The organism is Arthrobacter sp. KNU40, assembly GCF_051515115.1.
GTDB lineage: Bacteria > Actinomycetota > Actinomycetes > Actinomycetales > Micrococcaceae > Arthrobacter.
The window spans coordinates 817,129-830,208 of sequence record NZ_CP195850.1 but is presented as its reverse complement, the minus strand read 5'-3'; the positions used below and the strand labels follow the sequence as shown (position 1 = coordinate 830,208).

Sequence of the window (13,080 nt, the reverse complement as noted above, 5' to 3'; positions counted from 1 at the left end):
GAGTTGCAATCACGCCGGGCGCGTTGCAACGGAAACCTTGGAGGACGCACGTCCCCCGTGGAGAAAGTAAACAAGGCCCGAGGCGAGCGCTTCCCGAAGGTACCCGAATGGGTTAAGCGACGAAGTCTGGGCGTCGCTGCCCCGTCCCCAACATGGAGTCGATAGCCGCCACCGCACGCTCGGCCGCGCCGCCGTCGCCGTAGGGGTTCACTGCAGTAGCCATATCCGAATACAGCGCGTCGTCGCTCATCAAGGCGTTGACGGCGTCCACGATGGTTTGCGCATGCGTCCCGATGAGCCGTGCCGTACCTGCCGCCACGGCCTCGGGGCGTTCGGTGTTGTCACGCATGACCAGAACGGGTTTCCCGAGGGCCGGCGCCTCTTCCTGGACCCCGCCCGAGTCAGTGAGGACCACGTGGCACAGGCTCAGGAGCTTGGTGAATTGCACGTAGTCGAGGGGTTCCGTAATGGTGATGTTCTTGACACCTGCTACTTCGGGCAGGACGGCCTCCCGCACAGCTGGATTCCGATGCATCGGAAGGACGATTTCCACCTCGGGGCACTGGGCCGCGATCCGCGCGAGCGCCTTGCCCACGCCCACCATGGCCTGGCCAAGGTTTTCTCGTCGGTGGAGAGTGACCAACAGGATTTTGCGGCCTGAATCCGTGATGGCCCGGAGTACGGGTTCCGCAAACTCAACGTCCCTTTTGACAGTCCTCAACAGCGCGTCGATGACCGTATTTCCGGTGACCGCGATGTTCTCCGCCGAAACGCCCTCGGACAGCAGATTGTCCCTGCCTGTGGAGGTGGGCGCCAGATGCAGCGTGGCGATTTGCCCAAGCAAACGGCGGTTCGCTTCCTCCGGAAAAGGTGAATTCAGGTTGCCGCTGCGCAGTCCGGCCTCAAGGTGGACCACCGGAATTCCCTGGTAGAACGCTGCCAGCCCCGCGGCCATGGCGGTGGTGGTGTCTCCCTGGACAACCACCGCGTCCGGCCTGACATCGTGGAGGACTTCCGTGACACCCCGCAAGGACTTTTCCGTGATCCCCGCAAGGGTTTGGCGGGGCTCAATGATGTTCAGGTCATGCTCGGGCTGGACGCCGAAGAGCGCATTGACCTGGTCCAGCATTTCCCGGTGCTGCCCGGTTACTGCTACTGGCGCCTTGTAACGGCCGGTTGCGCGCAAGGCATGGACCAGCGGCGCCATTTTGATGGCCTCCGGACGGGTGCCGTAAACGAGCAGGACGGTGCGGTTGTCCAATTATTCCCCCTGGGCTTGAGCTGCCGTCCGGAGATTAGCAACTGCCCAGCGCCCAGTCCGGGGTACTCCCCAATAGGGTCAATCCCCCAGGGACATGTCCCCTCCTTGCTTGAATCAGTGGACATAACAGAACTATGTCCATTCCTCCAACCAAGAAAGGGCACACTCAGGCGAATTGCGGCACCGAGGTGAGCGCCGCACGCAACTCGCGGACGGCCGTCGGGCCTCCCGCGAGGAACCAGTCCAGGCCGTTGACGCGCACGACGTCGGTGTCCCCGCCTGCCGCGCGGACGATCGCCTTGCCGGGGAGCCAGTCCCACTCGGGGCAGCTGTGCTGGAACCAGCAGCCCAGTTCACCGTCGGCCACCCGCCCGAGATCGCAGGAGCCGGAACCGAACATGCGCAATGACGCTGCGGACACTGCTGCAGCGTGCCAGGGCATGGCAGCGCGTGGATCGGCCAGCCAGGTCGGGTGGATGTACGTCGCGGCACCGAGTTGACTGAGGGCAGCCCCCGACGGCCCCGGGATCCGTTCGTCGTTGAGGGTGGCGGGGTGGCCTTCGCCGCCGGTCCAAAGCTTGTCCAACTCCGGTTGATAGATAGCCCCGAGGATCACGTCCGCATCCGAGGCGACCCCATGTGTGGCCGGACGGTCGTGCTTCAAGGCGATCGCCGAGCACCAATAGGTGGAGCCGTGCAGGAAATTGTAGGTACCGTCCACGGGATCGATGACCCAGGTGCGGCCGCTGCTTCCTGCCACCGAGCTTCCTTCTTCACCCAGGATGCCGTCGTCCGGGCGGCAACGGCGCAGTTGCTCGAGGACGTAGGCTTCAGCCGCATGGTCCGCGGCGGTCACCACGTCAGAGACCGAAGTCTTCCGTTCCCCTTGCAACCCGCCCATCCGCATCAGCAGGGCAAGCTGCCCGGCTTCCCGGACCAGGGCCGCAGCGAGTTCGTAGTCGTCGAGCGATGGATCAAGTTCTGTGGCGGAGTGCCTGCCAGTGGTCATGGGTCCAGCTTATGTGGCGGGATAATGAATGACATGGCCAAGACCCCAGCCCAACGCATCAAAAAGCACGGCGCCAATGCCGCTGTCCCCCAGCACCACTTGCGGTCGGTGATCAATCCCACCACCCAGCGGTCCCCGGAGAAGGCGCAGAACAACGGCCGCCTCATTGTGATTGCCGGGGTTGTGGCCAGCCTTTTCCTGTTCTGGTACGTGCATCTGCTGACCCTGAACCAGATGACCCAGTTGTCCGGCGGTATGTCCATGCCGGATTCCCTCATCGGCGGGTTCTCTACCGACTACGTCCATCAATTGCATGGCGCCATGACGGACGACGCCCGCGGACAGCTCAGCTACATCCACAAAACCGCCGGAACCCTGTTTCCGCTGATCTTCGGCTTCACCTGGCTTCTGCTCATCGGCACCAATGTGGCCGGAAAGGCACTGCGCTGGGCTCTGTGGGCTGCCCCCCTGCTATTCGCGGTGGTCCGCTTGTGGAGCAACGTGGCAGTTGACGCTGCGCTCGGATCTGCAACGCCCGACGCCGGCCAGGTGGCTTTGGCTTCCACGCTCACCGTTGTGGGCTGGGTACTGTTCCTGCTGAGCCTCTTGGCTGGCGGCGCGGCTGTGTTCCTCGGCCGGCGTTCCAAGAAGAGCGCCTGACTGGGCCAACGCCCTTAAGGCGCGACTCCTGATCAGAATCAGTCTTCCGAATCGGGCCCCGGAGCGAGCATCTCACGCGCTTGGAGGGCACGCTGGTGCGCACCGGCTTTGTCGAAGCGATCGGCCGCTTCGACCAAGCTTTCTTTCGCCGCCTGCTTGGTCCCGGTATCGGCCTGGGCGCGCGCCATCAAAAGGAATATCTCGCCGGCGATCTGCGAAGGCAACTGGTCGGCGCTGCCACTGATTTCGTCCAGCAGCTCAAGTGCCGCCTTGGCGTCTCCTGCCAGGTAGTTCCAATGAGCGCGGTTGAGGCGAAGCAGGAGAATTTCCTCTTCGCTGCCTCCGACGACGTCCGTGGCAAGTTCGGCACGCTCAATGCACCGCAGCGTGGCGGCATCTGCCACTTCCGCTGCCAGCCTCATCGCCGCCGACGCCTTGTTGAACTTGGCCCAGACATCAAGGTTCCGGGAAGGGGAAAAGGTTTCCGCGGCGAGCTCGTGGTACTGGAGGCCCTCAGCTACCTTGTCGCAGAGGAACGCAACATTGCCGATGACCCAGTACGCCTTGCCGGCCAACTGGTCATCCATCTCATCGGAGATTCTTTCCGAGAGGGACAGGCATTCCTCCCATGCCTCTTCAAGTTTTCCTGACTCGCCAAACGCCGCGATCAGGGCCTGCCGCGCGTGGACGTCGATTTCCATGTCCGCGTCATCATCGACCAGGCCGACGGCCGACGCCGCGGCCGCCGTCGCCAGCTCCAAAAGTCCTTCGCTCCGCAAGGAGTTCGCCATCAAAATGAGTGCCCGGGCCTTGTGCTGGGGCGAGGCTACAGCCAACGATGCCTCGGAAAGGGATCTCGCCAGGGCCGTGCACTCAGCGAAGTCACCGGCGTCGAGAAGGTTCTCGGCTTGAAGGAAAGTCATGTTCCACCACCCCGTGGAATCACCCTCGCCGCGGGCAATGTGGGCTGCCGAACGCGCGCCATCGGCAGCCTTGGTGAACTCGTGGCTGGCTCTGTGTCCCCTCGCCTCAAGCTCCACGGCAGCGTATGACGGCGCAACCTTCTTTTCTCGCATAGCTCCATTATGTCCCTGAGACACTTCGTCGAAACGCGGCCCGGCGATTAGCACGATTTTGAGAGATGTGGACAAGGCATTGATGACACGGCGTGTCGTTACTCTTATAATGAGCGTGCTTCACTTCGTTCACTCCAGTCGCATCAGTCACAAAACATCAGGAGCTTTCGCATGAAAAGAACTCTCGCCGCGCTCCTCGCGGCAGCAGCAATCTTGCTCGCAGGAATTACCGGCTCGGCAGCAGTGTCCGCCAGCAGCCAGAGCCCCTCGCAGGATTCGTCCATAGCCATTGGCTGGTGGCCGAACTTCGCACAGGATTCAGCCCAGGCCATCGGCTGGTGGCCCAACTCCACCACCCAGGGTTCACCTGAGGCCATCGGCTGGTGGCCCAACTCCACCACCCAGGGCTCGCCTCAGGCCATCGGCTGGTGGCCCAACTCCACCCCGTCCAACTAGCTACAATGTAAAGGCACCGGACCTAAGGTCCGGTGCCTTTCCGTTACCTGTCTTCCATTACCGGGAAGAGGCATGCTCACGTGCCTCGCAACAGTTCGGCAAATTTATCCGCTGCCATGGGCCGGCCAAAGTAATACCCCTGGCCACTGGCGCAGCCCAGTCGGGCAAGCTCAGCCGCTTGCTCTGCCGTTTCGATGCCCTCGGCAACAGCCTGCATTCCGCACGCATGAATGAGCTGGAGAACGGCCGCCACAAAGTCCCGTTCCTTGTCGTCCTTGCCCAGGCCCTGGATGAGGGAGCGGTCGATCTTGACCACGTTGACGGGAAGGCTGCGCAGGTAGCTGATGGACGAATAGCCGGTGCCGAAGTCGTCGATTTCCAAGCGGATGCCTAGACGTCGGAGCCCGGTCAGAGAGTATCTGTCGATGTCGCTGCCGTTCACCGCCATCGATTCCGTCAGCTCGATGACCAGCTTGGATGCCTCCACTCCGGTTTCGGCGAGCACTTCCTGCACATGCTCGATCAAGTCCAGGCTTTGCAGTTCGGTTGTCGAGATATTGACCCTCATGCTGAAGTCTTCGTCCACGCCCGGGCCGTCCTGCCACGCGCGCAATTGCTGCATTGCCCGCCGAAGAACCCAATACCCGAGATCGATGATGATGCCGGTTTCCTCTGCCAGGGGGATGAACGCATCCGGCATCAACAATCCCCTCTCGGGGTGGTTCCACCGCACCAAAGCTTCGGCGCCCTCGATCCGGCCCGAGGCCAACTCGACAACAGGCTGGAAATGGAGAATCAGCTGATCTGTCCGGATGGCTTCACGAAGTTCCGAGATCATGAGTCCTTGGAGCCGGCGCGCGTACAACAAAGCCGGTTCGAAAACCCTGACGCTGCTCCCCTGCTCTGCCTTTGCCGCATACATGGCGGTATCGGCTTCCATCACGAGGTCGTCCACGGACTGTCCTGGCTCGGCGACCCGGAGCCCGATGCTGGTTCCACAGATGATCCGGACTTCACCGATGTCGATGCTCTCCCCCACGGCACGAAGGATCCGCTTGGCAACCCCGCGTGCATGCGCCGCATTGGATTTGGGGAGCATGACGGCAAATTCGTCCCCGCCGAGCCTGGCCACCATGTCCGTGTCGCGGACCGCGGCGACCAGGCGCCTGGCAGTGACCTTCAAGACGGTGTCCCCTGCGCCGTGCCCCAAGGTGTCGTTGATCCCCTTGAATGAGTTCAAGTCCAAAACGAGCAAAGCAGGCGGGAGTTCGCCCCGCTCCGATTCGACAAGTTCATGGCTCAGCGCCCTTTCGAGTGCCGTGCGGTTGGCCAACTGGGTCAGCGGATCAGTGAGCGCCATCCTTTCGAGTTCGATTTGGGCCTCGCGCAGCATGGCGGTTCGGCTTTCGACCCGTTCCTCGAGTTCCTGGTAGATGGCTTGAAGATCGTCCGCCATGAGGTTGATCCCGGTAATGACAGCAGCCACTTCGTCCCGTGGGCCGGAGACCGGGATCCTGGTGCTGAGGTCGCCGTCCGCAATCCGGACTACCCCTTCGACAAGGGCAAGGAGTCGCGGGTCCTGGGGCTCATGATCCACGGTGGTGCTCTCTCAACCAGTCGCGGGCTTCCGCCTCGGAGGTGAAGAACCGCGCCGGAACTGAGTCCGACCTCGAACGCAGGAGGTAATGTGCGATCACCCGATCTACGGGACTCTCGCCCAGCAGGGCACATGCCGAAACAACCGCGGAATTCGTGTAGGTCAGGCGCGCGTCGTTCGTGACGGACAGTACGCCGGTCACGGTCAGCAGCAGGGGCAGCCGCCGTCCATCCGCAAAACCACGGACGGCCGCGGCGGCAGCCTGGGCTTCCGGTGAACGGACCACAGTGTTGGGCGGCAGAATGACCTCAACAATGCCGTCTTCCGACAAATCGACGGTGATCTGTTCCGGAACATCGAAAACTGGTTCCGAGGAAGTATTCAAGGCACCATCGGGGAGCGTGGAATCCCGGGCGGGCAGTGTCTGGGCGCTCATCGCTGCGTCGCCTGCCGGCGTCGGACGATCGGAGCGCAAGAGTCCCGAAGGTCGCAACCCGAGAGCCCGGAAGCTGCCCTTACGGGGAATATTTCGCCTGCGTGTCCCGGACGACGCAGAACAAGCTGATGAGTCATGGGTCCTATGTTCTGCTGAGTCGGTCAATCTAATCTGCGCCAAGACTGCGTGGAACCCTCAGCCCGGCGCCATTCCGGTGAGTGCACTCATGATAATGCAAAGACTACCCACCCGCTGACATGAGGCTACCCGCGAAAACTCAGCGTTTTGCAAGCCGCGCCGCCGTCCGCCGTACTTGCCGGACCCTTTGCGCCACCACTAGCCCCGCAGCGGAAAATCCGATCGTCACCGGATAGGCCATCAGGCGTTCCAGGGTTCCAGGCTCGGGGACATCCATCCGTGTCAGGCCGCCGACCACGAGGGCGGCCAGAGTCAACGTTCCGCACGCCACGATGAACCAGCTCACAGGGGTATGCGGCAGCCAAAGCAGTCCGAGGAGCAACAGGGCGGATGCTCCACCGATGAAGAACATGAGGGCACCCACAAGATGGAAGGGAGACCCAAGGTCTTCCGGCACGAAACCAACAACCACAGTCCCCAGCCCGGAGATACCCGTCAGGACCCGGACCGCGACGGCGGTGGGCCTCGCTTTGCGGTAGGCGGCACCCTGCAGGATGCGCACGCCGGGACGGGCCGCGATGCACAGGAGCGCCGAACTCAGCAGCAGCGCCCCGAAAAGCATGCCCAGGCCCTGCACCACAAACGAGGCATTCATGAGCAGATGCAGGGGCGAGCAGACATCGCGGTGCTCGTAGATCCCGCACTTGAGCGCGCCAAGGTCGCTGATGAAACCGGTCCGGCGATCGTAGGGTTCGGGTCCCCGCCAGGCTTCGATCACCGCCGATTCGGCAACGAAATACTGCACCACGCTCAACTGGGCCCAGCCGCCGATGTTCGAGCGGATGGTGCCCAGCTCCGGGAGGTGGTCGCCGTGGGCGGCCGCCGCCGTCATCTGCTCCCTCATGGGGGCCAGCCTAGCGCCGGCGCAACCATGCGCCGCTCCTCCCTTGTTGGGGGGCAGACTGTGTCGCCGGCCTCGGTGTTCGAGGGCCGCCCCGGCAGCTTGTATGCTTGTATGCGTGCCCGGCCAGCGGCTCCCCGGAGCTTCCAGCACGCGCACAGGCCCTCGTAGCTCAGTGGATAGAGCACGGCTCTCCTAAAGCCGGTGTCGTTGGTTCGATTCCAATCGAGGGCACTTGAACGACCATCTGCGCGAATCGTCTCCGACGCAAGACCTGCGGGCCTACCTGCTGGGCAGCTGGACCGTGGAACGGTCCCTGTGGGACCGGGCGAGCGGCACCCGCGGTACGTTTGCCGGCGTCGTGCGCTATTCAGGAACGCCCGACGGCGGCCTCCTCCTTCGCGAAGACGGCACCATGACCTGGCCCACCCACGCAGGCCCGGCCTTCCGCGAATACCTCCTGCGGCCTTCCGACTCCCCCGATGCTATGGACGTCTACTTCCCGGACGGGAAGCCGTTCCACCGCATGAGCTTCCGCGACCACGCCAACGAGGACAGCCACTGGTGCGATCCCGATGACTACAACGTCAACTACCGCTGGGACGGGCCGGATGCCTTCAGCTTCGCCTGGGACGTCCACGGACCGGCCAAGGATCTGCTGCTCGAATCACGGCTAAGGAGAGAGCAATGACCCGCAACAGTCCATCCAAGGACCTGATAGTCGTCAGCGCTGTCTGCGTATACGACGACGCCGGACGGCTGCTGACGGTGCGAAAGCGCGGCACGGACAAGTTCATGCACCCTGGTGGCAAGCCCGAACCGGGTGAAACCGCGGCGGAGACGGCATCCCGTGAGCTGGCCGAAGAGGTCGGAATCGACGTCGACCCGGCCGACCTGAAGCCCTTGGGGAGCTGGCTCGCAGTCGCCGCGAACGAGGCCGCGACGGACATCGAGGCCACCGTCTTCACCGCACCGGGCACGTGGAACGCCCATCCTTCCGCCGAGATCGCGGAGATCCGCTGGTTGGATCTCACTGCTGAACTTCCGGACGATTTGGCTCCACTCCTGACGGACCACGTCCTGCCCCTGCTCGCGAAAAAGTAGGTCTGCCCGCATTGGGGCAACAGGGCTTGACGGCGATTCTCTTTTTTGAATTTCGCCGCGAAGATCCAGTAGAGCTTTGGGACATCTGGTGGCAAAGTTTGGTTTAACCTAATACAGGTCAGCATTGTCAGATCCAGCTGGGGGATCGCATGCAATTTCTTCATGAGCGCCGCGACGCTCCGGCCATCGGCATGAGCGGCCACAGCCTTCGAAGGCCTGTCCTGGCCTGGACTGTGATCGTCACCGCGGTGGCCGTGGTCATCCTGGCGATGATCCTCGACGCCAACCAAGGGACGTCTGCGGCGCAGTCCGTCGGGGATCTCGCGATCCTCGCCGCCGCGCTGCTTGGCACGCTCAGTTGTGCCAGGGCAGCACGGTGCAAAGACGAAAGCTCCCGCGCGTGGTGGGTCATGGCGCTGGCCACGCTGGTGTGGACAACCGGCCAATCAATCTGGACCTTCTATGGGCTCACGCTGGATCATAACTACCCTTACCCGTCCATAGCCGACGCCGCTTTCGTCGGCTATTCGATCCCGGCCGCGATCGCTCTCTATTTGTTCCCGCGTCCCCGGGTTTCGAGGGTTGCTTTCCTGCGCGGGCTCTTGGATGCGGCAGTGATCGCCTCCGCCGTCCTTTTCATGAGCTGGGCCACCGTACTCGGATCCATGTACAAGGCCGAAGGGCAGGACATCCTCGTCCATCTCACCGGCCTTGCTTATCCGGTTGCCGATATCGTGATGGTCTCCATTGTCCTCATGCTCACCATGCGAAGGGCACCCGGGGAGCGCCTCAGGTGGATCTGCTTGGGAGGTGGGCTCCTCATCCTGGCGATCACGGACAGTACCTACGTGGACCTGACCTCGGACGGCGTGACGGGGCTCACCGGAACTCCCCTCGCCGCCGGCTGGATCGCGGCGTTCCTGCTGATCGCCCTCGCCCCGCTCGTCCCCTACGCCCCGCGTCCCCGGACGGAGCGGCGCCTCTACACCCTCGCCTTGGAACTCCTCCCTTATGTTCCCGTCTTCGGTGCCGTCATGGTGGCGCCCATACGTGTCGGGCGTCCCGGCGACCCCTTCCTCCAGGCCGTGGGACTCACCGTGTTGGCATTGGCCGTCACGCGCCAGATCCTCATGATCCTGGAGAACATCAACCTGACGCGGGATCTCGAATCCAAGGTTGCCCAGCGCACGGCGGAGCTCGAAGGCCTTGGCGCGATCGTCAACTCCTCGGCGGATGCCATCGTGGGAAAGACCCTTGACGGTGTCATCACCAGCTGGAATCCCGGAGCCGAACGGATCTACGGGTACAATGCCGCGGAGGCAATCGGCAGGCACGTCTCATTCATCATTCCCGATGAACTTCAGGACGAGGAGAAGGAGCTCATGGCGGCCATCAGGGCAGGTGGCGAAACCCACAGCTACGAAACAGCGCGGGTCCGCATCGATGGTTCCATCGTTCCGGTATCGCTGACAATGTCCCCGATCCGGGGCACCGGCGGCATCCATGGAGTCGCCACGATCGCCCAGGACATCACCGAACGCAGGATCGCCCAGGCCGAGTTGGTGACAGCCCGGGAAGCCGCCGAGGAGGCCAGCCGCTTGAAGTCCGAGTTCCTCGCGACAATGAGCCATGAGATCCGCACACCGATGAACGGCGTGATCGGGCTGACCGGATTGTTGCTGGACACCCCCTTGGAGGAAACCCAGCGCCAATATGCCGAGGGCGTCAAGGGCGCGGGCGAAGCCCTGCTGACCTTGATCAATGACATTCTTGACTTCTCGAAACTCGAAGCCGGCAAGGTCGACCTTGACCCTGCGCCCTTCAATCCACGCAGCCTGGTGGAAGAACTCGCAGTCCTCCTTGCCGAAGCCGCACAGGCCAAAGGCCTCGAGCTGATCGCGTACTGCCGGCCGGAGGTTCCGGCGATGCTGATGGGCGACGCCGGCCGCATCAGGCAGATTCTCCTCAACCTGGCGTCGAACGCCGTGAAGTTCACTCCTTCCGGAGAGGTGGTCATCAGTGTGAAGGTCGTGGATCAGGAATCCGCGAACGTACGGGTACGCTTTGAGGTCCGGGACACCGGGATCGGGATCGAGGCGGCAGATCACCACAGGCTTTTCGAGTCGTTCTCGCAGGCCGATGCCTCCACCACCCGGCGGTATGGCGGAACCGGCCTTGGACTGGCGATCTCGCGGAGGCTGACCGAGGTGATGGGGGGCGAGATCGGGGTGGACAGCTCCTTGGGCAACGGCAGCACCTTCTGGGCGACCCTTCCCCTGGCAGTGAGCGGACCCGCCGCAACTCCGCCGTCGATCTCGCCCGACCAGCTCACGGGGCTCCGGGTCCTGGTAGTGGATGACAACTCGACCAACAGGCTGGTGCTCCAGGCACAATTGGCGGGCTGGCGGATGAATCCGGAGGCTGTCGGTGACGCCCAACAGGGCTTGGATCGTTGCCGCGAGGAGGCCGCCGCCGGACGTTCCTTCGACATTGCGGTGCTGGACATGTGCATGCCGGACATGAACGGCTTGGAGCTGGCACACCAGCTGAGCACCGACGCCGCGCTCGAGTCCACGCGGATCATCATGCTGACCTCCACCATGAATGTGGACAAAGCCGAACTCGTGGCAGCCGGGGTCCAGGAATGGTTGACGAAGCCCGTGCGGAGCTCCGAGCTCTACGACCGCCTCATGCGTCTCGTGGCGGCGCGCCCGCTGGCGGTTCCCGCCGTCGCTCCGGCAATCCCGGTGACCATCAGCCAGCCTTCGCGCGGCCGGATTTTGGTCGTCGAGGACAACGAGGTCAACCAGCTCGTAGCCCGCAGCATGGTGGCGAAGCTCGGGTACGAGGCCGACGTCGTAGCCGACGGCAGCGAAGCAGTTGCCGCTACTGCGGCCACCGAGTATGCCGCGGTCCTGATGGACTGCCATATGCCCGTCATGGACGGGTTCGAGGCCACCAAGACGATCCGGGCACGGAACGATGGCCGCAAGCGGCTCCCCGTCATTGCCATGACCGCAGGCGCCCTGGATGAGGACCGTGAGCGCTGCCTCGCGGCCGGCATGGACGACTATTTGACCAAACCGGTGGACGTGGACAAATTGGACCGGGTTCTCTCGCGATGGATACCGGAAACATCCAAGGAAGATTCCGGACCCGCCCTCGACCCCGCGAGGCTGGAGACGTTGCGTGACCTCGGCCCGGCAGACGGACTGGGATTGCTGCCTGCCGCGGCCCAAGCCTTCAGGCAAGACATTCAACCGAGCCTGCAAGCACTCCGCCAGGCTTTGGAGAACGGAAGCGGAGACGCTTTTAGACAGGTGGCCCACAAATTGAAAGGCGCCGCAGCCAACATCGGAGCCGCGCGCGCCGCCCGGATGTGCGAGGAATTGGAACGCAGCTCATCAAGCGGCAAGACTGTCGATCCCGTGTTCCTGGCCGCCCTCGAAGCCGAACTTGCCCTCGTTGACAAAGCCTTGGACTTCGCCCTGTCGGTGGCCTCGTGAAGGTCCTGGTGGCGGACGACGATTTCGGTTCTCGCCTCGTGGCGAAAGCGGCTGTGGAGCAGTCCGGCCATGAATGCATCGTGGCCGCGGACGGCAGCTCCGCCTGGGAGCTGTACAGGAAACACCGTCCGCAAGTCGTCGTGACTGACCTGATGATGCCCGGGCTCAACGGACTGGAGCTGTGCCGCGCCATCCGCAGCGCCGAAGAAGACTCCTACACCTATCTTGTCCTTGTCACCTCAAAGGATTCACGGGAAGACGTAGTCGCCGGCATGCAGGCCGGAGCTGATGATTACGTGGCCAAGCCGCTTGATCCGTTCGCTCTGCATACCCGGCTGTTGGTGGCACAAAGGGTGACTTCGCTGCATACGGATCTTGCCCGCTACCGTGCCGCGCTCGCCGAGCAAGCGCGCACCGATCCCCTGACGAAGCTCCACAACCGGCTGAAGCTCTCGGAGGACTTGGAACAGCTGCACCACGCAAGCGCCCGGTACGGCACCGACTACAGCCTGGCGATCTGCGACGTGGACAATTTCAAGAGATACAACGATCTATACGGCCACCAGGCCGGTGACCTGGCCTTGCAGTCGGTTGCGGCCTCCCTTGCCGGCCAAGGGCGGGAAAGCGACGGAATCTACCGGTTCGGCGGGGAAGAGTTCCTCTTCCTGCTGCCCGGCCAGACGGTATCCGGCGCAGAGGCAAGGCTCGCACGCGCGCTGGAGGCCGTGCGGGACCTGGGCATCGCGCATTCAGGGAACCCCTCGGGCACCCTGACTTTGAGCGCCGGTCTCTCTGCCTTTGTGCCCGACCACCGGGTCAGCAGCGAACGGCTCCTCAAGGAAGCCGACATGGCGTTGTACACCGCCAAGTCCGCCGGCCGCAACCGCGTGGAAGTTGCGCCGGAAGTTCGCCAAGACACCCGGAGCTGAAACCGGG

General features: G+C 63.4%; 12 protein-coding genes and 1 tRNA gene. 7 read left to right on the top strand and 6 right to left on the bottom strand.

Annotated elements, in window-relative coordinates; all coding sequences use genetic code 11:
* Positions 1 to 112 precede the first annotated feature (112 nt).
* Positions 113 to 1,207 carry a non-hydrolyzing UDP-N-acetylglucosamine 2-epimerase gene (gene wecB / locus ACSKT0_RS03990; protein ID WP_437773962.1) on the bottom strand — a complete coding sequence of 365 codons (1,095 nt, stop codon included), beginning with the start codon at positions 1,205 to 1,207 and terminating at the stop codon, positions 113 to 115.
* Between the two features lie 220 nt (positions 1,208 to 1,427).
* A complete protein-coding gene (locus ACSKT0_RS03985) occupies positions 1,428 to 2,270 on the bottom strand; it encodes an inositol monophosphatase family protein (protein ID WP_437772604.1) in 843 nt (280 codons plus the stop codon).
* Between the two features lie 33 nt (positions 2,271 to 2,303).
* Here ACSKT0_RS03985 and ACSKT0_RS03980 point away from each other — a divergent pair, with 33 nt between their 5' ends.
* Complete coding sequence (locus ACSKT0_RS03980; protein ID WP_437772603.1) at positions 2,304 to 2,930, top strand: hypothetical protein; 627 nt, start codon at positions 2,304 to 2,306, stop codon at positions 2,928 to 2,930.
* Positions 2,931 to 2,968: 38 nt separating this feature from the next.
* On the opposite strand, the gene ACSKT0_RS03975 is transcribed toward ACSKT0_RS03980, so the two are convergent.
* A complete protein-coding gene (locus ACSKT0_RS03975; protein WP_437772602.1) occupies positions 2,969 to 4,006 on the bottom strand; it encodes a hypothetical protein in 1,038 nt (345 codons plus the stop codon).
* Positions 4,007 to 4,177: 171 nt separating this feature from the next.
* On the opposite strand from ACSKT0_RS03975, the gene ACSKT0_RS03970 reads away from it, so the two are divergent.
* On the top strand, positions 4,178 to 4,462 hold the full coding sequence (locus tag ACSKT0_RS03970) for a hypothetical protein (RefSeq protein ID WP_437772601.1): 285 nt from the start codon (positions 4,178 to 4,180) through the stop codon (positions 4,460 to 4,462).
* A gap of 76 nt (positions 4,463 to 4,538) precedes the next feature.
* On the opposite strand, the gene ACSKT0_RS03965 is transcribed toward ACSKT0_RS03970, so the two are convergent.
* The 3 genes from ACSKT0_RS03965 to ACSKT0_RS03955 form a co-directional block, all read right to left on the bottom strand.
* Positions 4,539 to 6,059, bottom strand: a complete 1,521-nt coding sequence (locus tag ACSKT0_RS03965) for a putative bifunctional diguanylate cyclase/phosphodiesterase (RefSeq protein ID WP_437772600.1) — start codon at positions 6,057 to 6,059, stop codon at positions 4,539 to 4,541.
* Positions 6,049 to 6,495 (bottom strand): DUF7793 family protein, encoded by a 447-nt coding sequence (locus tag ACSKT0_RS03960; RefSeq protein WP_437772599.1) that lies wholly within the window; start codon positions 6,493 to 6,495, stop codon positions 6,049 to 6,051. The genes ACSKT0_RS03965 and ACSKT0_RS03960 overlap by 11 nt, the downstream gene beginning before the upstream one ends.
* Positions 6,496 to 6,772: 277 nt before the next feature.
* On the bottom strand, positions 6,773 to 7,537 hold the full coding sequence (locus ACSKT0_RS03955) for a hypothetical protein (RefSeq protein WP_437772598.1): 765 nt from the start codon (positions 7,535 to 7,537) through the stop codon (positions 6,773 to 6,775).
* Positions 7,538 to 7,695: 158 nt separating this feature from the next.
* On the opposite strand from ACSKT0_RS03955, the gene ACSKT0_RS03950 reads away from it, so the two are divergent.
* The 5 genes from ACSKT0_RS03950 (at position 7,696) to ACSKT0_RS03930 (ending at position 13,073) form a co-directional block, all read left to right on the top strand.
* A tRNA-Arg gene (locus ACSKT0_RS03950) sits at positions 7,696 to 7,768 on the top strand.
* A 1-nt stretch (position 7,769) separates the two neighbouring features.
* A complete protein-coding gene (locus ACSKT0_RS03945; RefSeq protein ID WP_437772597.1) occupies positions 7,770 to 8,225 on the top strand; it encodes a DUF6314 family protein in 456 nt (151 codons plus the stop codon).
* Positions 8,222 to 8,638, top strand: coding sequence for an NUDIX hydrolase (locus ACSKT0_RS03940; protein WP_437772596.1), 417 nt, complete (start codon positions 8,222 to 8,224; stop codon positions 8,636 to 8,638). The genes ACSKT0_RS03945 and ACSKT0_RS03940 overlap by 4 nt, the downstream gene beginning before the upstream one ends.
* Positions 8,639 to 8,787: 149 nt before the next feature.
* The gene (locus ACSKT0_RS03935; RefSeq protein WP_437772595.1) at positions 8,788 to 12,144 is read left to right on the top strand and encodes a response regulator; all 3,357 of its coding nucleotides are present in this window, start codon (positions 8,788 to 8,790) and stop codon (positions 12,142 to 12,144) included.
* Entirely contained in the window at positions 12,141 to 13,073 is a 933-nt protein-coding gene (locus ACSKT0_RS03930; protein ID WP_437772594.1) for a GGDEF domain-containing response regulator, read from the top strand. The genes ACSKT0_RS03935 and ACSKT0_RS03930 overlap by 4 nt, the downstream gene beginning before the upstream one ends.
* The last annotated feature ends 7 nt before the right edge of the window (positions 13,074 to 13,080 follow it).